The following is a 19,581-nucleotide window of genomic DNA, read 5'->3' as shown; positions in this document are numbered from 1 at the left end:
AATCCAATTGTCTGCTGGAAAAATAACATAAGCAGTTTTCTAAAATATGTTTTTTATCCCTATCATCTGAATAATACTCATTGACAGGAATATTATTATCTGCTATTTTTTAACTGTCGCCATCAAAGGATATCTGACATCAAATATTACAGTACAAATATTGTCTGGCACATTTTAAACCAATAGTAAATACATTTCAAAAATTGTTTCGACATGTACAACATAGCTTTTTACAAAGTTCTGCACAAATCAAATATATTTGTATTAATAATTTAAAATATATAAAAACATGAAATTTAAAAAAATACCCAAAAAAGATACAAATTTTAATTTAGAAAAATTTGGAAATCGCTAAATTAAAAAACTTACGAGTGATTATTGGTGGTGGAGATGATACAAAAGATGACCCTATTGACACAAATCATCAAAAAGGAGATTCTTCTGATAAGTGTAAGCCGCCACAGCCATAAAAAAACAGCTATCATTAATAAGAAATTGCCTCTTTAATTTATCAAGACTAATAAAATGAAATTACGTTTCTTTCTCTTACTCGCCTCTCTTATAATGTTTGTTCAATGTAATTCAATAAAACATCAAAAGGTTAATGATTTTAAATCAGTGACCGGAAAAAAAAGTTATACGGGTGAGGAAATAAAATCCTGGCATCAAAAAGATTTCGCATTTGATACTATCCCTGGCATTTCATTAGAAAAATGGTATTCAAAGAATAAAAAGAAACCTAAAAATAAAAATATCATCGTAGCTGTTGTTGATACTCAAATTGATAAAAATCACGAAGATTTAAAAGGACAACTTTGGATAAATACAAAAGAAATACCAAACAATGTAATCGATGATGACCAAAACGGCTACATAGATGATATTAATGGCTGGAGTTTTACGGGGACAAAAAGTGGCAGCTATGTTGTTTGGAACAGGTATGAATATGTTCGAATAGTTCAGTACTGGGGTAAATTGTTTGAAAACAAAACCGAATCTCAAATTAATGAGAAAGATTTGTGGAAATTTAAAGAGTATCAAAGGGCTTTAAAAACTTTTGAAGAGAAAACTAAATATTATGGAAACTGGTATAAATCTTTAAAACACGATGTAGCAATTTATCCTTTAGTTAAAGACACTTTAAAATACTTTTTCCCTAAAGAAGATTACACGTATAAACAATTAGATAGTCTTTATAAAAAATACAAAATTAACGATAAAAGATATAGACAAAGACGTGATGATAACGATAAAGATTTAGGGGCTCTAATTTCGTATATGATGAGCAATTTAGAAGTTGGTGAAAACTCTTTTAAGGAATTAAAAGATAAAGAAACCCAACTTGATTCAGTACTCAACAAAAACTTAAATATAAACTATAACGAACGACTGTCGATTGGTGACAATCCTAATATTCTGGAAAAAGGTTATGGTAACAACAAAATTAGTAATACTATAGAGGGAGTACGAACTATTCAGGATCACAATACAATGGTGTCGGGAATTCTTGCCGCAAACCGAAACAATAACATTGGAATAAAAGGTATAGCAAATATAATAATCATGCCTTTAAATATCTCTCCTTCAGGGGACGAACATGATAAAGATATTGCAATGGCAGTGCGTTATGCAGTTGATAATGGTGCTAAAATAATTAATATGTCATTTGGAAAAGAATTTTCTATGCATAAAGACTGGGTATCAGATGCTTTTAAATATGCCGAAGAACATAATGTTCTTTTAGTGCATAGTGCCGGAAACGACGGGGAAGATTTAGATAAAACAATTCACTATCCTAATGATCAAAACTATGACGGTATCAGAGGAATTTGCAATAATTTTATTAATGTTGGCTCAATTAATAAAAATTTTGGAGAAAAATTTGTTTCAGATTATTCTAATTATGGGAAACAAAATGTAGACTTATTTGCTCCAGGGGAAGATATTTATACAACTGGTTCTGGAAACATCTACAAAACAGATTCTGGAACTTCATTTTCGGTACCAATGGTATGCGGTACAGCTGCTTTAATATGGTCATATTATCCTAATCTTACCGCAAAAGAAGTCAAAGAAATCATTATGGATTCAGGGATTGCTTATTCTGGAAACGTAATCTTACCAGGTACTGAAGACAAAAAAGTCGCGTTTTCAGAATTATCCAAATCAGGAAAAGTACTAAATGTCTACAATGCTATGCAATTAGCTAAAAAAGTGAGCAAAAAGAAGAAATGAAACCAAAGTTTAAAATTTCTTTCTTTTTCAAAATATATACTGAGAACCCCCGCTATTTCCCATTCCTTTTTATTTGGATCTTCTCAAAAATTATAATTGTGAAAAGGCAATTTCTATTTACAAAAATATAATAGTAAAGAAGCATTAAATCTAGCATCACCGGAACTGGTAAATGAGCTTAACAAATGGGAAATTTCTAAACCTGATTCTTTTATGAAAAAAAAAAAAATCAGCTTTAGAATTTACCTTACTTCGATATATTGCAAGAATGTCGTCAAGGTGCACACCTTTTGGCCTTTTTGCAGGATGCTCGGTCGGGAAAATAGAGGTTGAAAGCAATATAATATTAGATTTACCTGAAAAAACACAAAAGATTTACCCAGTTTGATATGCAGTTCTGGATAGCAAGAGAATTCATCAAAAAACTTATTGAAAGTTGATAGCTCTTCTGGCTTATATCCGCCGCGGCGGACAAATGTTCGAGTCCTGTTCCTGCTACTGAGTAAAGCTTCAGAGAAATCTGGAGCTTTTTTTATTATATGATTTATAAGCAAAGCTATTAGTATTTTATTAGGTAAGTATTTGTCATGAAAAATTGAACAATTTTATAGACATGCGCACCTTTTAATTTAATGTCTTTACGAAGAAGAAGTAACCTGTCTGCACTCTACTTGTATAGCTTTAATTTTCTGTGCTTTTTTTCCTGTCAATAGTTACACTAAAAGCCAATGTTGCCAGTTTTTGGTGAATAAAGCAACTTCAGATCGAGATAATATTTATCAAATTCTTTTTTTGAAATGGCTTCTATATTTAATAACCACTTTAAATCATTCGCCTGCATTTCATATTTCAAATTCTTATCAAAACTTAGATAATTTTCAACTAGATAATTATCCCGTTCATTGAATAATTTAATTATAAAATCATCAACAACTTTTTCATTTGGTATATTCTTAAATAAGTAAATGTATCCCGCCATTTTGAGTTTTGATTTTCCATGAATTCTCATTCATGAGTAAATATACACCAAGCATAACAACTGCCATAAAAGTAAAAACGATCCACATGTTTGGATCTGCATCTTTATCATTTCTAAAAACAAACGAAAGCCCCGCCATTCCGAAAAATAAAAATGAAATCAACATCAAAACAGGGTTGGTACTTTTGTATGTCATCTTTTCCTTTACTAAATTCTCAAATGCAATTGCTCCTTCGCTTTCTCCACCAATATAAGAGGTCTTGTAAATTAATTTATTATTTAAAATATTGTATTCTCGTTTTGTAAACAACCTTCTTTGTTTTATCGTATACATCTTTACTTATTCTTAACATTAATGAAATATATTATCAAATATATTCTTTTTCTTTAATTTTCAATAAAACCAATGAAGTAATGGATGTTTATTATTCAAAATCATTATACGATATAGAATGTGATCTCTATATCTAAAGCCTTTAAAGTTTAGAAAACCTCAAAACCGCACACTAATGTGTAACAGTAATGAGGCCCGCTAAAAACTATATGGTAGTAGATTCAAATTGTTTAAGATCTCTTGTGTTTTTTTGCACAGCGAGAGCAGAAAACAGTCCTAATACAAACGACATTCCGAAAAATCCTTTTTCACTTAGTAACAAATTGGCGTTCCAAAGACCAATTATTAAGAATACTATCGACGCAATGGTACTAAACCAGCTTATACTGTAATACAAATCGGTTACCGGTATACCTTCGAGTCTGTCTCTCACGCTTTTTTGTACAGATATTACAGAGAATAGCCCAAAAAGAAGAACGGTGAAATAATATCCTTTTTCGTTGTACGCCATAGCCGAATTGTAAAGACCAATACAATAGGAAGTCATCCCTATAAGTAACGTCATCCAGGATGCACCGATGAAAGCAGCACTTGGCTTTAAAGGCGACCCATTATTTAATTTTGCATTTTTTGATTCTGAATTGTTGTTTAATTCATTTGATTTTAGCGGTTCCATAATTTTATGTTTTATAATTATGAAGCAAATGTCTGAATGAAGCCCGACTTTTGAAAATCAATTTATTTAAAAAACTGATGATATAAAAATACATTTTCATTACATTTATGTCCTCAAATATCAACCTTATGAATGCACTTCAGGAAATAGCTAATATGATGAATGATACAGATAAAAAGGCATTCATAACTTATCTATCTAAAAAAAACAAGCGCAAAGACACCAGTAATATTGAATTGTTTAATTCTTTAAAAACTGATGATATAAAAATAAAAAATGAATCTTTAAAAGATAAAAAAAGTGCTGATGCCTACCACGCTCTCCGAAAACGACTCTATGACAACATGATTGATTTCATGGCTAAGAGAAGTTTTGAAAATGACACTTCAGAGGAAAATAAAATACTTCGCCTCATTGTGGTAAGTCGTTTATTTTTTGAATATAAAATGGCAAAAACTGCCTTTAAGTGTCTTGCAAAGGCTGAAGAAATTGCATTAAGCATCGAACAGTTTAGTCTTTTAAATGAAATTTACATGATTCAGATACAATTTGCACATTTTAATTTGTCTGAGCCAATTGAAAATATAATAGAGAAATTTAAAGCAAATAAAAAACTGCTGGAATACGAAGAACAGCTTAATTTAGGATATGCCGTATTGCGCCGCGAACTTGCCGCGATCTACCACGAAAGCCGAATAGTAGATTTTCAGGAGCTACTAAAAAATACTGTTGAGACACATGGAATATCATTAAAAAAAGGCCTGACTTTTAAATCTTTATATCAAATCCTATTCATTGCAAATGAATACGCCGCATTAAATAATAACTATTCTCTTATACAGCCTTTTGTAGTTCAAAGTTATCGGTTCATCAGTAAAAAAACAGATACGACAGACAGACATCTCTATTATCATATCTACATTTTGTATTTTATCGCTAATTTCTATTTTAGAAATGGTCGTTTTAAAGATTCTTTAAATTATCTCCATTTAATGTTTAAGGAGCTTCAGAAACAATCGGGTAAATATTATCAACGTTTTTGCTTTAGATATTATCTCTTATTGGCTTTTAATGAAAATTACATTGGCCATCCTGAAAAAGCAATCGAAATTGCCGGAAAGGCACTTTCTTCTAATAAAAAAACAGATGTTAATGACAGTAATGACATTAGGCTTATGCTAATTGTTTTTTACATACAGCAAAATGCCGGACGAAAAGCTGCAAAAGAAATGGCAAAATTAAACCATACCGAAAGCTGGTACGAAAAAAAAATGGGAATGGACTGGACTATAAAAAAATGTCTGGTCGAAATCCTGCTGCATGCACAACAGGAAAACACAGAGCTGGCATTATCCCGGATAAAGAGTTTTAAAAGACGTTATAAAAAATACCTCTTAATGGTAAACGAAGAACGTGTCCTATCCTATCTTTTATATGTTGAGCACTATATTATGAAACCCGAAATTGTACAGACAGATAAATTTCAAAAAACGATAGAAGATTTTATAATAACATCACAAGATGGTCCGAAAGATATTATCATTATGAGTTTCCTGTCCTGGCTGCTGGCCAAAGTCAGAAGAAAAACCATTTACGAAACCACACTAAGCCTACTTTCCTCCTATTTCCCCGTTACAAATTCTATATAAAACGAAAAGAAGATTAATTTTTTAAGCAGATTTATCTTAAATCCTGTAATAAGATGAATTTATAAATTACAGTGCATCAGCTTTTTTAAAAATAACATCAAAAAAAAGTAAAAATCTTTTTGGATTTTTAAAATATATTCCCTTGTTTTGCACCCGCATTAGAGAAATGGCCCGTTCGTCTATCGGTTAGGACGCATGGTTTTCATCCATGTAAGAGCGGTTCGATTCCGCTACGGGCTACTAAGAATAAGCTTCAGAGAAATCTGAAGCTTTTTTTGTTTATTTAAAATATAAATAAGCACTTCTTCGATTTCTTAGTATCGAAAATGAGAGTAATCGCTGATTTTTTTTATAAATTTGCGCGGTTGTAAATTATCTTCGCAATATTATGGGCAATTAAGAGTCCGTTTTTACATTATATTCAAAATATATTAATACCACAATTAAATCTAATGATTAAAAAAAACAAACCCCTATTTTTATTTTTTATTCTTTTAAATTTATTTTTAACCTTTAATTCTTTTTCTCAAAAAAGCATTTATGCAGGAATCGAAATTGGACGAAGAGCGATAAAAGTTTCTGTTATTGATGTTAGCAATATCAAAAAAGCCGATTATAAAATTCTTTCTTTCTGGACAGAGCGAATTCCTTTTGCAGATCACATTGCCGCTAAAGGCGAATTGACTCCGGAGGACATCAACAAAACCAGCAATATTGTTGTCGAACAATTGAAGAGAATTAAGGCAGAAAACAAAATTCTTGAAGAAAACATTTTTCTTGTTGCTGCTCCAGTCTTTGCATCTGCACGTAATATCGACGCGTTAAAAAACAAAATTGCTACTTTGACAAGTAAAGAACTTGAAATTTTGGAGGTTAACGAAGAACCAAAAACTTTAGTTAAAGGTGCAATTCCGCCAGTTGATTATTCGAATGCTTTCTTACTTGATATTGGCGCTCAAACTACAAGAGGAGGTTATATTGACGAACTTAAAGACGATAAATTAGAATTCATTCCTTTAGAACTTGATTTTGGCACCATGACACTGACAGACGCTGTTAAGAAGACGGTTGCTAATCCGAATCAGGCAAATGATATGTCTACGTATCAGGAAAAATCTTTTGATTACACCAGCGTCCTTCGTAAGGAAATTAAAAAGATGCTCGATGCGAATCCTCTTTTATTAAAGAAAGAAAAAATGTACTTATCCGGAGGTGCTGTCTGGGCGTTTTCGACTCTTTATTATAATGAAGATGTTAAACAACACTATATTCCATTAACTCTGGAAGATGTAATTAATTACGATGCAATCTTAAAAAATAATTTCAGTAAATTTAGCAATCTTGGTAAAACGAATAAAGAAGCTGCAAGGGTTTTAAGCACTTACGATCAGCAATATTTGATCTCTGCGAATAATATACTTGTTGCGTGTCTGGAAAGTATTCCAAATTTAGCTGCCAAGAAAATATACTTTGTAAAAGAGGGACAGGTAATCTGGTTGATTTCTTACATTGCAGATCGTTCTAAAAAAGTAAATACCAATTTTTAATTTGTTTTTTACAACCTCATCAAAGCTTCAGAGAAATCTGGAGCTTTTTTATTTTATAAAGATTAATCAAAGAATTTAAAGTAATCGAATAAAAAGCTGCTATTAAGCTGCTTTTTTAATTTCTTTACTTTTCTTTTCTAATAACTGAAGGTGGTTTTCGGCACACAAAATCTCTTCGCTCACGCCATTCTTTTGTACTTTAATCAAATAATGAAAGTCGATGCTTTTTGAAGCACACTTTATCATTAACCCCTTTTTAAAATCCATTTTTCTTTCAAGTATGGTTGCCTTATAAGATCTCCCACTCAAAGTTGTGTAGGATACATTTTGTCCTTTTACAAATTTCATTGTTTTAGCTTTTTTGTTTTTTAATATTCGCTAATACTATTTAATCGTAAAACCAATATTTAGGGGGTTAATTAGTTTTTTGATTTTGGCGAATGTATAAAGATTCAGCATTTCGCGACCCCGTATTTATACCTGTTTTCACTTCTTAAAAAGTTAAAATTTAAGTATATAAGATTTTTCGCCCGAAAAAATTGATACAATTTAGAACAGTGCTTTTCAGGATCCTTCTACTTCCTATTTGTAATTTTGAGAATTGAATTTTCTTCCAAAACAAATAAAAAAGAGCAAAATGGTACACGAGAGAGTAATGGAAAAATTGGCAATTCTGGCAGATGCGGCGAAATATGATGTTTCCTGTTCGTCGGGTCAAAGTAACAGAAAAAATAAAAATAAAGGTCTTGGAGATGCTGCAGCAAACGGAATTTGTCATTCGTACACAGAAGACGGCCGTTGTGTTTCTCTTTTAAAAATACTGCTAACCAATCATTGTATTTTTGACTGTGCGTATTGTGTCAGCAGAAAAAGTAATGACATCAAACGTGCTGCTTTTACCGTTCAGGAAGTTGTAGATCTTACGATTGGTTTCTACAGAAGAAATTATATTGAAGGACTGTTTTTAAGCTCTGGTATTTTTGACAATGCAGATTACACCATGGAACGTCTGGTGCGTATTGCAAAAAAATTGAGACTTGAGGAAAATTTTAATGGTTATATACATCTAAAAGCAATTCCAGGCGCAAGCGACGAATTACTAAGAGAAGCCGGTCTGTATTCCGATCGTCTGAGTGTAAATGTAGAAATGCCAACAGAAAAAAGCCTGAAATTACTTGCTCCGGATAAAAATCATCTGGATGTAATTAAACCAATGGAATATCTTAAAAACGAGATTGTCGGTTATAAGGAAGAAAAAAAGCTTAATTATAAAGCTCCGGTTTTTGCTCCTGCGGGTCAAAGTACACAAATGGTTATTGGCGCTACACAAGAAAATGACATGGAAATTCTGGGCATGGCCAACTATTTTTATTCGCAAATGAACATGCGTCGTGTCTATTATTCCGGATATGTGCCAATAAGTTATGACAACAGACTTCCTGCAATTGGAACTCCGGTTCCTATGATTCGGGAAAACCGTTTGTATCAGGCAGACTGGTTAATTCGTTATTACGGCTTTAATGTAAACGAAATTGTAGGCTTCGATCAGCCAAATCTCGATCTTGATATCGATCCAAAATTGGGCTGGGCATTGCGTAACCTCAATCAATTTCCGGTTGACATTAACATTGCAGATCTCGAACTAATACAACGCATTCCCGGAATTGGATTTTTGGGTGCTAAAAAAATTGTTGCCGCCAGAAAATTTAAAAGGCTGCAACCCGAAGATTTACAAAAATTAGGCATCGCTTACAGTCGTTCCAAATATTTTCTGGCCTTTGCCTCGCCTTTTTACATGCAGAAAGATTTGACACCCATGCAGATTAAAGATCATATTCTGAATTCTCAAAAGAGTAAATACCAAAATGATTTTTCGAACCAACTTGCATTATTTTAAAAATGACACAAGTAATTTACGACAGCACTTTTGAAGGCTGGCTTACAGCTGTTTTCGAAATCTACGAATACAAACTTTCAGATGTTGTTTTTGCGAAAGAAGAAACTTCAAATGCACTGCTTTTTTCGAATACACATTTTGTGGAAACAGATAGCGTAAAAGCAAAACGCGTTTTGGACGGCCTTAGACAAAGACTAACCAGAATGGGTCTTGGCAATCTTTACAATGCTTTTTTTTCGGAAACAGATCAAATTGAAGAACTTATGTTCCAATTTGTTCAGTATGCTTTTTCAAGTCCGATAAATATAGAACAGGATTTGAGCCGTCATGAAGTTCTGAGCATTAGAAAAGCATCCCATCTTACAGGGAGAGAAAGTCATCGAATGAAAGCTTTTGTTCGTTTTAAACTTACAACTGATAACCTATATTATGCAATTGTTGAGCCCGATTGCAATGTTTTGCCGCTTATAGAAAAGCATTTTAAAAACCGGTACGCCGATCAGCGCTGGCTTATTTATGACTCTAAACGTAAATATGGTATTTATTACGATCTTGAAAATGTTTCTACCGTACAGATACAATTCGACTCTGCTGCTGTTACCGGAAATTCGTTGGCAGAAATAAATGACGATGGTGAAGAATTTTTCCAGCATTTATGGAAAAACTACTTCACCAACGTTAATATCGAATCCCGAAAAAACACTAAACTTCACATCAAACACATGCCAAAAAGATATTGGAAAAATTTGACTGAAAAGATTCCGGATTAAAAAAATAGAAAATGTTTTTTATTTACTCTTTTTAAGCGCTTCCAGTAATTCTGCCAAATCGACTACACCATAAGTAGAGCAGTAATCTGAAACTGCATACGGAAGAATTAAACTATTGTTATGAATAATGGCACCACAAGAATAAACGACATTGGGTACATAACCTTCACGCTCATCTTCGAGTGGCGAAAGCAAAGGCTCTGTTAGTCGTCCAATTTCTTTTGACGGATCATCAAGATCAAATAATGAAGCCCCAATACAATAGCGTCTCATTGTTCCTACCCCGTGAGTGATTACAAGCCATCCTTCTTCTGTCCAGAGTGGTGAACCGCAATTTCCGATTTGTGTAAATTCCCAGGTATAACGCGGCTCCTGCAATAAAACTGGCGTATTCCATTGTGTTACCCTGTCAGAATACATAATATAGTTGTTAACGCCATCAATTCGCGCCAGCATCGCATATTTTCCTTTTATCTTTCTTGGAAATAAAGCCAGGTTTTTATTTTGAGCTCCTTCGCCATGAAGCGGCATCACTCTAAAACTATAGAAATCTTCGGTAGAAATTAATTTTGGCAAAATAGTATGTCCGTTATAAGCTGTATAAGTCGCCATAACACGAACAGAATTATCATCATCTGTAAAACGCACAAAACGGGCGTCTTCTATACCACGGCTTTCAGAATCTGAGATCGGAAAAATTACACGTTCTGTAATATCAGAGTCATGTTTAAACTGCAAATCATAAAAAGAATTGGCCAGCCATAATATTTCCTGCAGCGCCATTTTTCTTTCTCCGCGAATCTCTGGATCCTTTAAGGACTCAACCAACATATTTTTTAAAACAGCAAACTCAAATTCTTCCGGAAGATCCTGCATAATCTGAGCAATATATTTGTCTGTTGTATGCATTTCATACAATTTCTTCAGAAATCGTTCCTTATTAAATAAGGTTTTATGCTCAATTTCTGCTTTATCAATATGATTTCCAATTTTCATTATATGCAAATCATTGTTGCGATCCAGGATTCCTCTTCTAAAAACAATTGACGAAATATGTCCTTCCCCAGTTGCGCGAAACGAAATAACAACACGCTTCTCTCCTATTTCCAATCCGGTCTGATCAAAATCTTCTACAATTGACGGATTAAAAATTGCTGCCGATTCGATTGCATATTCCATTGTACAATAGGAACCAATTAGCATTTTACGATCGAGAGACATGGCTTCAAAATCAATCTGCATATCTTCTATTATAGGTCTGATTTTTTCGCAGTGTCTAAAAAATACTGCCGAAATATTTCGATGTCTTCTTGCAAATTCACGAAGCGTTTGTTCTAATGTTTGCGTGACTTGTTTTTCGTCCAGCATCATAATCCGAATCACCATTTGTTTGGTTCTTTCGACGCCGTTCATAAAATAACGGGCAACAACTCTTCTTGAATCCGGGGCAAATTTTATATTTTTTCGTACTACTGATACTCGCATGATTGTTTTTTTTATAATAATAACGATTGGTAAAAAGTTTATTTCACAACAAGTTAATAATTTTTGTTAAAGAAAAAAATTTAATTTTCTATTAAAACTCAGAATTGTCCATAAAACACGCCGTATTTATATTATCAATTGGTTCAAAAGTTTTTCCTATTTTCGTCTGCGCACCAGAACTAAAATCCATGAAAAATAAAGTCAAATTATTGCGGGAAGAAAAAAATATGACTCAAAATGAACTTGCAGAAAAATCCGGTCTTTCATTACGAACTATCCAGAGAATTGAGGCAGGAAATATTCTTAAAGGTCATACCCTGAAAACAATTGCGAAAACTTTAGAAACTGATTCTGAAAATCTCATTTTCACGAATGAAAATCCGGAAATTGAAAGAGCAAAATTAATTAATCTCTCTGCGTTGTCCGGATTAATAGTTCCCTTTGGCAGCATCATTCTGCCTCTCCTATTGACCTATAAAACCAAAGATCACCTCAACAAAGAAATAGGAAAACAAATTGTAAGTGTTCAGATTATTTTGAGTCTCTTACTTTCTGTTATAATGATAATTTGTCCTTTTGTTCAAAAGATCTTTTCAGTAAAAGTTCCGCTCTTTATTTTTCCATTAATTACAATTCTCAGCTTAAAATTACTCATTGTAATTGTAAACGGGATTAGTTTAAACAAAAAACAAGAATTAGCTATAAAGCTGAAAACCAATATCTTATAAAAACAGACATAAAAGTGTCGTAAAACTGTCGTATTATTTTTGCCAGAAAATTGGAAACGAAACCCGAATCTTGCAGAAAAAACTAACCCATGAAATTATTTAAGAAAATTACACTTGTTATTTTAACTGTTTTCGTTTTATCTTCTCTGGGAGGATATATTTATTTTCAACAGAAATTTACACCGCCCGATAATTATCTGAATGTTTCGGGAACGGCAGAGAACATTCCTGTAAAGTGGATTTCTGAAAATGAAAATCCGTATTTTGCTTTGCTTTTACCCGTAAAAATTAGCGGATTAGACCAAACTTTTTACATGCAGCTTGATTCGGGATCTCCCATAACGGTCTTTTATAAAAATTCACTGGAATCTATTTCTGAAAAATTTCGGAATCAAAGTGAAAAAAATCAATTTTCAACCGCTTTTAAAGTCGGGAATATGAATGTGGCTTCTACTACTTTTGAAGTACTCAATTATGGAAAGAAAATCGATTTAAAAAATCCGGATGCAGTACGTATAATCGGAACAATCGGAACAGATTTATTAGAAAAAAGAATTACAGTTTTAGACTTTAAAAACAACCTTTGTTCGTTCACAGAAACTATGAATGAAAAAAGTTTTTCGGATTTTGAATTTAAAAAACGTAAAATCTTAATCCCGGCAAATCTGGAAAATAAGAACTTAAAGTTACTTTACGACTCCGGCGCCAGCGGTTACGAATTAATTACCACAAAAGAAATCTGGCAGCAATACCGAACAAAAAACAGTAAGGTAAAAATTGAAAAAGGAAATTCATGGGGCAATGTATTGAGTGTTTATTCCGCTGCAGCGAAAAAGAAAATAAAATTTAATACCTTAATAATGGATCTTTCTGAAGTTACTTATATCGAAGGAACATCAGATTTGCAAAAATTCCTGATGAAACGTTCCGGAATGCAGGGAATGATTGGAAATAAGCTTTTCTTAAATCACAAACTAATTCTGGATTGTAAAAACGAGAAATTCAGGTTAGAATAAAGTAAATATATGCAATAAGAGCGTTTTTAAGAATGAAAATCAATAATGCTTTTGACGTTTTCAATAAAAGTTTCGGTGTCTTTTATTTCATATTTAATCAAATGATGGTAACTGGATAAATCATAATGTTCCAACATGTCTTTTTTCAGGTATTTAATCATGGATTCCAGACTTCGCGTATCATTATGACCAGATTTTTTTAATTCGCGTTGTTTGCTTTCAAGATAATTTAAAGTCTCTTGCAACTTTTGAAGATTTAATTTTCCCACTTTAATTTTTTAAAATTCAAAAAAAACAATAGCCAGAAATGCGGTAAGATTCAGTTGGCTCCAAAAACTACATATCAATTTTGAATTTACCTCATTCCCGACCATCGTTACTGACACTTACGATCAATTTGACCATTTGGATTGTGGATCATGAATTATTTTTTAAAGAACTTTAAAAAATAAATGTACATAATTGATTATTAGTCACTTAAACATTAAAATCTAAAAAAAACACTATAGATTTAAGAAAATACAAAAATGAATGAATTCGATTATTAAGGAAATTAAATTTATAAAAATGCAACTTTCAGAACATCAAAAGGTTACCTCAATCAATTAAAAATTGTGAATATCTATTTCAGGATTTAACTATTTATTTTTGAGTAAAATTTATCTTTGACATCCTTAAAATTTAAAAAGAGATGAGCGTAGTTTGGTACGAATGCAAAGTAAAATATAGAAAAACAGATGAAACCGGAGGACAAAAAGTTTTAACCGAGCCGTATTTGGTTGACGCTTTGTCTTACACAGAAGCCGAGAAAAGAATTAATGAAGAAATGGCGGCTTACATTAGCGAAGAATTTAAAATTACCGCTATCAAAGTGGCCAATTATGCTGAAATTCACCCGTTTGAAAATGCAGACAGATGGTTTAAATCTAAAATTACCCTGATCGCTTACGATGAAGAAAGTGGAAAGGAAAGAAAAACGAGTATGTATATGCTTGTGCAGGCAAATGACGTGCGTGAAGCTTATGACAATACCATTCATATCATGAAAAATACGATGGGCGAATATTCGATTCCGGCTATTACGGAAACGCCAATTATGGATGTTTTTCCTTATTTCAGCGGTGAAGAAGGTGAAACAGAAATGTTGGAGAGATTCAATACTCTAAAAGCTTCCAAACCTGAAAAAGTGGAAGAAATTATCGATCACATGGAATTTGAAACGGCTTTGGAAGAATAAATTTTTCTAAACCTACAAAAACACTAAGCTTCAGAATGTTCTGGAGCTTTTTTTATTTTAGTACAATTCAGCTGTATAAGTATAATGTAAATTAATAATATATTAGCGCTATATTATAATTTCCAGACCAAAACAAAACCAATGACCAAAAACAACCTAATTCTCTTCGGATTTATAATTCTGAAATTTATTCTGCAATATATTTTAATTAGTCCCCAATACGATTTACATCGGGACGAATATCTGCATTTAGATCAGGCCGGGCATCTTGCCTGGGGCTATTTGTCTGTACCGCCGGTTACTTCCTGGATTTCGTATATTATAATGCTGCTCGGCAATTCCGTTTTTTGGATTAGGTTCTTTCCTGCCCTTTTCGGTGCGCTCACCTTATTATTTGTCTGGAAAACTATTGAAATTTTAAAAGGAAATCTTTACGCGTTGATTTTGGGTGCAACCGGAATTTTATTTTCCTGCCTCTTGCGGATCAATATGCTTTATCAGCCCAATTCTCTCGACATTTTATGCTGGACGGCATTTTATTATATCATCATTCAATATCTCGGTTCGGCAAAAACAAAGTGGCTTTATTTGGGAGCTATTATTTTTGCTTTCGGCTTTCTGAATAAATACAATATTCTATTTTTATTGCTCGGACTAATTCCTGCAATTTTATTTTCTACTAAGCGTAAAATACTCGCCCGCAAAGAAGTTTATTTTGCCTTGGTTTTAGGTCTAATTCTCATCCTTCCTAATCTCTTGTGGCAGTATAACAATCATTTTCCAATTGTGCATCACATGAAAGAATTGTCGAAAACGCAGCTTGTCAATGTCGATCTCACTGGATTTTTAAAGGAACAGATTCTCTTTTTTATTGGATCATTACTTGTTATTTTGTCTGGTCTTTATGCTTTATTATTTTATAAACCATTTAAAGAATATACACTTTTCTTCGGTACTTTTATTTTTACGTTTTTAATTTTTATCTACTTCAAGGCAAAAGCTTATTATGTTATCGGTTTATATCCTGTGTTTATTGGTTTTGGGTCTGTATATGTTTCGGAGATTTTAAACCAAGGCTGGAAGAGATTTATAAAACCCGTTTTTATTTTGCTTCCATTATTGCTTTTCATTCCGATGTACAATCTTGCTTTTCCAAATAAAAGTCCGGAATATATGGTTGCGCACTCAGAAAAATATAGAAAAATGGGTATGTTACGCTGGGAAGATGGAAAAGACCATCATCTGCCGCAGGATTTTGCCGATATGCTGGGCTGGAAAGAACTGGCACAAAAAACAGATTCGATTTATACTTTATTTCCGAAATCAGAAAATACACTTGTTCTTTGTGACAATTACGGACAAGCTGGTGCTATTAATTATTATACAAAAAAAGGTATAAAAGCAGTTTCTTTCAATGCCGATTATCTAAATTGGTTTGATCTGAATGTTACTTATAAAAACCTAATTCGCATCAAGGCATATGATAAAAACAACGAAGAACTTAAAGAAACCAGTCCTTATTTTGAATCAGCCTTTATTAGAGGTCAGGTCACAACTAAATATGCCAGAGAATATGGCACCACCATTTTCGTTTTCACGAAGGCCAAAATTAATATCAATAAAAGATTAGAAAAAGAAATTACAGCAGAAAAAAATTACATTAAAAATGATTGATTTTAAGAATATCTCGTATTTGAAAAATGGAAACCAAAAACAACAATTGGCTTTTGAGGTTTTGACGAAATATAAAATCTTAGAAAATCTTGCTGAATATAACCCAATTCTGGTGGGCACAATTCCAATTAATATTGACATTAAAAACAGCGATTTAGATGTGGTTTGCTATTGGAAAAATAAATTTGATTTTATTGAAAAAATTAAGCGTCTTTTTGAAAAGGAAAGCAATTTTACTATTCGTGAAATTGTAATTGAAGGTCAGGAATCTGTGGTCTCCAATTTTATAATTGCTGACTTTGAAATAGAGATTTTCGGCCAAAATATTCCAACAGAACTTCAAAATGGTTACAAACACATGATCATCGAAGACCAGATTCTACGGTCAAGAGATGAAAACTTCAGGTTAGAAATCATTAAATTAAAAGAAAAAGGTATAAAAACAGAACCGGCATTTGGTTTGTTACTGGGCTTAAATGGAAATGTTTACAAGGAGTTATTAGATTTCAAACCGTAACAAAACCTGACGTTTTAAAAAATTATAGTAAATAAAGTACCCAAATTATTTGCATAACCGTATTTAGTGTGTATCTTTGCACCCGAAACATCGCGGGATAGAGCAGTAGGCAGCTCGTCGGGCTCATAACCCGAAGGTCACAGGTTCGAGTCCTGTTCCCGCTACAAGTAAAACATCACTTTAAACAAAGTGGTGTTTTTTTTTTGCAAATATTTAATTCATTTCGAAATTCTAATAATCGATTTTTTCAGACTCCTATAAATAATGTAGATTTGAGGAAAATAATTTAGACATCATAGCAGATGAAATGGATTACCAGAGACAGACCAAAAATTGATCGTATCGCATGTCCGTGGCTCATTAGAAAATTTATTGATCATGAAGCTGAATTTATTTATGTGTCATATGATAGTGTTTTAGAAAAAGCAAAAGAATTAAGCGCTATACCTTTTGACATACCAAATGTCGAGTTTACTCATTATAATGAATTGAGCACTTTTGATTACTTTGTAAAAAAATATGAAATCGATGATCCGGCTATTGCAATCATCGCGGGCATTGTGCGGGGTGCAGATACAGACAGACACGATATAGCAAAAGAATCTGCGGGACTCTGGGCAATCTCCGCAGGTCTTTCTTACAACATCCAGGATGATTATAAATTGCTAGAGCAGGGAATCATTATTTATGATGCTTTATATAGCTGGGCGAAGCATTTATATAAGCAGAATCATTTACAAAATAGTCCTTTTGAAAATTTATTGCATGAAGTTTACATCCGGTTTTTAAACGAGAAAAAATCTTCAAACAAAACGCCTTCCTGGGTCAAAGATTTAAAGGAAATAATTCAGGATCAAATCGATACTCAATTCGCTTTTGATCTAAAGAAAATTTCCAGCGAACTCGATTTAAATCCTTCTTATCTTTCGAGAGAATTTTCTAAGTATTTTGAAGATCTGAATTTTGGCGATTATGTTAGAAAACTTCGAATTGAAAAGGCGATAAACCTTATTTCAAATTCCTCCTACTCACTAACCGAAATAGCTTATATGACAGGTTTCTCAGACCAAAGTCATTTTACCAGAATTTTTAAACTTCACACCGGAAAAAATCCGTCATCCTATAGAAGAAAAATTCAAAAAAGTAAACCAGATACAAAAGGTAAATAAGATTCTATTTTGAGCAATTTGATGCTTGTAGATTTGTTTTTATTATTAAAACAAAATACAATGTCTTTAAAATTCACCTCTTTTTTCGCAGTATTACTTTTAAATCTAACTGCTTTTTCACAAACTACTTATCCGAAGGTTACGGGCTATTTTGGGATAATGCATCCATTAGTTACTATAAGTAAGGATGAAACTTTAGTAAACTTCCGAGATTATTATGCTGTTGGCTTTCCGACAGGTATTAACATCTGGAAAAGTGATAAAATCGGATTTTCTTTTGAAATAGTTCCCAATATAAAGAATGATCAGGGTACGGATAAAGTAACTAATATTACCTTTCATCCCGGAGTACTTGTCGCTTTGGGCAACGGCTATACCTTTGCAGGCAGAATAGCTTTTGAAACCGCCGGCAGATACGGTATTACTCCTGTTTTCAACAAGACTATTATGAAGAATGCGAATAGTAGCTATTATATTGCTGTGCCACTTCCAGTACGCTTTGGCAATGATCACCCCAGCGCTTTTACAGTGGGTTTGCAATTTGGAATTGCCTTTTAAAAAGATAAGCGAAGCAACAAATTTAATCCGCATATTTTCTTTATTACCTGATGACAAATAATGATTATATTATTTCATTTTTTAAATTTTGATAAAAACAACAGCTCCTTTTAATTATTTAAAATTAATTGACGCAACCTTTCTTACAAATCATTATCTGTTTAGTATAACTAAAACCGTAATTATGAAAAAGAATATTTTACTTTTAATGAGCATTGTACTTTTATTTTCTTGCAGCAATGACGAGAAGGAAAACTTAAAACTAGATTCAGAATCAGAGTTTATTGGAACATGGAAATTAATTGAAGTGAATGCTGATCCGGGAGATGGAAAGGGTACTTTTAGACCGATAGAAAGCAACAAAACATTAGAATTTAAAAGAGGCGGTATTATTACTACCAACAGTTCTTTGTGCGACCCATATTCAGAAGAATTAATAAGTTCCGGAAGTTATGATCTCAGTAAAAACACAATTACTACAAATTGCCAAAATATAAATATAGATGTAATATCTTTTGAATTGAAAAATGAATATTTGATTTTAAACTTTAAATCGAATGAAGGTTATTCGCAGAAATTCAAAAGAATAAATTAAACCGGATTACTACTCAATTGATTTTAAAATAAGGATAAAAAAAAAGACCATTTTGAAATAAAATAGTCTTTTTTTGTTCTTAAGTTTGTAGAAATTATGCTCTGAATAAAGCATATCTATTATGGTTAAACAACACTTTATCATAAGGAACATAAAGCGAAACGATTTTCTCAGATGATTCGTCAAATTTAATTCCGTTATATTTTCTGAACAAGTAGATTTCTTTTAAGCAATTAGAAAGACTCTGATGAATTTCAGTTGTAAAAGTTGGTACTTTTTTGTCGCCAACCAAAAGATCAATCTGGTAATTTGAACTGCTTTTTGATAAGTTGTTACCAATAATTCTTAATGTAAAAGTGGTCGACTTTCCATATTGTTCACCTTTATATTGTAGTGTCATAATTCTGTTTATTAAGTGATTAGTAGTATTGCCGACAAATCGGCTTTGGTTCCCGGTATAGTATAATAAAGTTATAAAATTTTAGACAAACATAAAAAATACTATTCTAAATTAA

The 19,581-nt window shown here is 32.4% G+C and carries 21 protein-coding genes, 2 tRNA genes and 1 pseudogene; 17 read left to right on the top strand and 7 right to left on the bottom strand.

Going from position 1 to position 19,581, the window contains the following annotated elements:
* Positions 1 to 341: 341 nt before the first annotated feature.
* The 3 genes and pseudogenes from ABEB31_RS07220 to ABEB31_RS21690 all read left to right on the top strand — a co-directional run.
* Positions 342 to 470, top strand: a complete 129-nt coding sequence (locus ABEB31_RS07220) for a hypothetical protein (protein ID WP_347050671.1) — start codon at positions 342 to 344, stop codon at positions 468 to 470.
* A 55-nt stretch (positions 471 to 525) separates the two neighbouring features.
* Positions 526 to 2,235 carry a S8 family peptidase gene (locus tag ABEB31_RS07215; RefSeq protein ID WP_347050670.1) on the top strand — a complete coding sequence of 570 codons (1,710 nt, stop codon included), beginning with the start codon at positions 526 to 528 and terminating at the stop codon, positions 2,233 to 2,235.
* 238 nt (positions 2,236 to 2,473) lie between these two features.
* Positions 2,474 to 2,623: pseudogene (locus tag ABEB31_RS21690) on the top strand (lantibiotic dehydratase); the annotation flags it as partial.
* A gap of 330 nt (positions 2,624 to 2,953) precedes the next feature.
* On the opposite strand, the gene ABEB31_RS07210 reads toward ABEB31_RS21690, so the two are convergent.
* The 3 genes from ABEB31_RS07210 to yiaA all read right to left on the bottom strand — a co-directional run bounded on the left by ABEB31_RS07210 (position 2,954) and on the right by yiaA (position 4,224).
* The gene (locus tag ABEB31_RS07210) at positions 2,954 to 3,214 is read right to left on the bottom strand and encodes a hypothetical protein (protein ID WP_347050669.1); all 261 of its coding nucleotides are present in this window, start codon (positions 3,212 to 3,214) and stop codon (positions 2,954 to 2,956) included.
* Positions 3,189 to 3,548 (bottom strand): hypothetical protein, encoded by a 360-nt coding sequence (locus ABEB31_RS07205; RefSeq protein ID WP_347050668.1) that lies wholly within the window; start codon positions 3,546 to 3,548, stop codon positions 3,189 to 3,191. The genes ABEB31_RS07210 and ABEB31_RS07205 overlap by 26 nt, the downstream gene beginning before the upstream one ends.
* 205 nt (positions 3,549 to 3,753) lie before the next feature.
* Positions 3,754 to 4,224, bottom strand: coding sequence for an inner membrane protein YiaA (gene yiaA / locus ABEB31_RS07200; RefSeq protein ID WP_347050667.1), 471 nt, complete (start codon positions 4,222 to 4,224; stop codon positions 3,754 to 3,756).
* A 128-nt stretch (positions 4,225 to 4,352) separates the two neighbouring features.
* On the opposite strand from yiaA, the gene ABEB31_RS07195 reads away from it, so the two are divergent.
* The 3 genes from ABEB31_RS07195 (at position 4,353) to ABEB31_RS07185 (ending at position 7,420) form a co-directional block, all read left to right on the top strand.
* Entirely contained in the window at positions 4,353 to 5,873 is a 1,521-nt protein-coding gene (locus ABEB31_RS07195; protein WP_347050666.1) for a hypothetical protein, read from the top strand.
* A 168-nt stretch (positions 5,874 to 6,041) separates the two neighbouring features.
* Positions 6,042 to 6,113: transfer RNA gene (locus ABEB31_RS07190), tRNA-Glu, on the top strand.
* Positions 6,114 to 6,325: 212 nt separating this feature from the next.
* Positions 6,326 to 7,420 (top strand): exopolyphosphatase, encoded by a 1,095-nt coding sequence (locus ABEB31_RS07185; protein ID WP_347050665.1) that lies wholly within the window; start codon positions 6,326 to 6,328, stop codon positions 7,418 to 7,420.
* 102 nt (positions 7,421 to 7,522) lie between these two features.
* Here ABEB31_RS07185 and ABEB31_RS07180 read toward each other — a convergent pair whose 3' ends face one another.
* Positions 7,523 to 7,768: a hypothetical protein gene (locus tag ABEB31_RS07180; protein WP_347050664.1), complete on the bottom strand. Its 246-nt coding sequence runs from the start codon at positions 7,766 to 7,768 to the stop codon at positions 7,523 to 7,525.
* Positions 7,769 to 8,057: 289 nt separating this feature from the next.
* Here ABEB31_RS07180 and ABEB31_RS07175 point away from each other — a divergent pair, with 289 nt between their 5' ends.
* Both ABEB31_RS07175 and ABEB31_RS07170 read left to right on the top strand, forming a co-directional pair.
* A complete protein-coding gene (locus ABEB31_RS07175; protein WP_347050663.1) occupies positions 8,058 to 9,317 on the top strand; it encodes a putative DNA modification/repair radical SAM protein in 1,260 nt (419 codons plus the stop codon).
* A 2-nt stretch (positions 9,318 to 9,319) separates the two neighbouring features.
* Positions 9,320 to 10,087, top strand: coding sequence for a TIGR03915 family putative DNA repair protein (locus ABEB31_RS07170; RefSeq protein ID WP_347050662.1), 768 nt, complete (start codon positions 9,320 to 9,322; stop codon positions 10,085 to 10,087).
* Positions 10,088 to 10,105: 18 nt separating this feature from the next.
* On the opposite strand, the gene ABEB31_RS07165 is transcribed toward ABEB31_RS07170, so the two are convergent.
* On the bottom strand, positions 10,106 to 11,572 hold the full coding sequence (locus tag ABEB31_RS07165) for a glycoside hydrolase family 130 protein (RefSeq protein WP_347050661.1): 1,467 nt from the start codon (positions 11,570 to 11,572) through the stop codon (positions 10,106 to 10,108).
* Positions 11,573 to 11,760: 188 nt separating this feature from the next.
* Here ABEB31_RS07165 and ABEB31_RS07160 point away from each other — a divergent pair, with 188 nt between their 5' ends.
* Positions 11,761 to 12,300 carry a helix-turn-helix domain-containing protein gene (locus ABEB31_RS07160; protein ID WP_347050660.1) on the top strand — a complete coding sequence of 180 codons (540 nt, stop codon included), beginning with the start codon at positions 11,761 to 11,763 and terminating at the stop codon, positions 12,298 to 12,300.
* An 89-nt stretch (positions 12,301 to 12,389) separates the two neighbouring features.
* The gene (locus ABEB31_RS07155) at positions 12,390 to 13,316 is read left to right on the top strand and encodes a hypothetical protein (protein WP_347050659.1); all 927 of its coding nucleotides are present in this window, start codon (positions 12,390 to 12,392) and stop codon (positions 13,314 to 13,316) included.
* A gap of 26 nt (positions 13,317 to 13,342) precedes the next feature.
* Here the strand turns inward: ABEB31_RS07155 and ABEB31_RS07150 are convergent, their stop codons facing one another.
* Complete coding sequence (locus ABEB31_RS07150; RefSeq protein WP_347050658.1) at positions 13,343 to 13,585, bottom strand: hypothetical protein; 243 nt, start codon at positions 13,583 to 13,585, stop codon at positions 13,343 to 13,345.
* 422 nt (positions 13,586 to 14,007) lie between these two features.
* Here ABEB31_RS07150 and ABEB31_RS07145 point away from each other — a divergent pair, with 422 nt between their 5' ends.
* From ABEB31_RS07145 to ABEB31_RS07115, 7 genes are all read left to right on the top strand, one after another.
* A complete protein-coding gene (locus tag ABEB31_RS07145) occupies positions 14,008 to 14,553 on the top strand; it encodes a DUF4494 domain-containing protein (protein ID WP_347050657.1) in 546 nt (181 codons plus the stop codon).
* Positions 14,554 to 14,694: 141 nt separating this feature from the next.
* Positions 14,695 to 16,227 carry a glycosyltransferase family 39 protein gene (locus ABEB31_RS07140; protein ID WP_347050656.1) on the top strand — a complete coding sequence of 511 codons (1,533 nt, stop codon included), beginning with the start codon at positions 14,695 to 14,697 and terminating at the stop codon, positions 16,225 to 16,227.
* On the top strand, positions 16,220 to 16,744 hold the full coding sequence (locus ABEB31_RS07135; protein ID WP_347050655.1) for a DUF4269 domain-containing protein: 525 nt from the start codon (positions 16,220 to 16,222) through the stop codon (positions 16,742 to 16,744). Before ABEB31_RS07140 ends, ABEB31_RS07135 begins: the two co-directional genes overlap by 8 nt.
* 91 nt (positions 16,745 to 16,835) lie before the next feature.
* A tRNA-Met gene (locus ABEB31_RS07130) sits at positions 16,836 to 16,908 on the top strand.
* A 138-nt stretch (positions 16,909 to 17,046) separates the two neighbouring features.
* On the top strand, positions 17,047 to 17,913 hold the full coding sequence (locus ABEB31_RS07125; RefSeq protein WP_347050654.1) for a chromate resistance protein ChrB domain-containing protein: 867 nt from the start codon (positions 17,047 to 17,049) through the stop codon (positions 17,911 to 17,913).
* Positions 17,914 to 17,973: 60 nt separating this feature from the next.
* The gene (locus ABEB31_RS07120; protein ID WP_347050653.1) at positions 17,974 to 18,471 is read left to right on the top strand and encodes a hypothetical protein; all 498 of its coding nucleotides are present in this window, start codon (positions 17,974 to 17,976) and stop codon (positions 18,469 to 18,471) included.
* A gap of 184 nt (positions 18,472 to 18,655) precedes the next feature.
* Entirely contained in the window at positions 18,656 to 19,066 is a 411-nt protein-coding gene (locus ABEB31_RS07115; protein ID WP_347050652.1) for a lipocalin family protein, read from the top strand.
* A gap of 94 nt (positions 19,067 to 19,160) precedes the next feature.
* On the opposite strand, the gene ABEB31_RS07110 is transcribed toward ABEB31_RS07115, so the two are convergent.
* On the bottom strand, positions 19,161 to 19,466 hold the full coding sequence (locus ABEB31_RS07110; protein WP_347050651.1) for a hypothetical protein: 306 nt from the start codon (positions 19,464 to 19,466) through the stop codon (positions 19,161 to 19,163).
* Positions 19,467 to 19,581 lie beyond the last annotated feature (115 nt).

The sequence above is a fragment of the Flavobacterium olei genome (assembly GCF_039749035.1).
Classification (GTDB): domain Bacteria; phylum Bacteroidota; class Bacteroidia; order Flavobacteriales; family Flavobacteriaceae; genus Flavobacterium; species Flavobacterium olei.
This window is presented reverse-complemented; position numbering and strand designations above follow the sequence as displayed.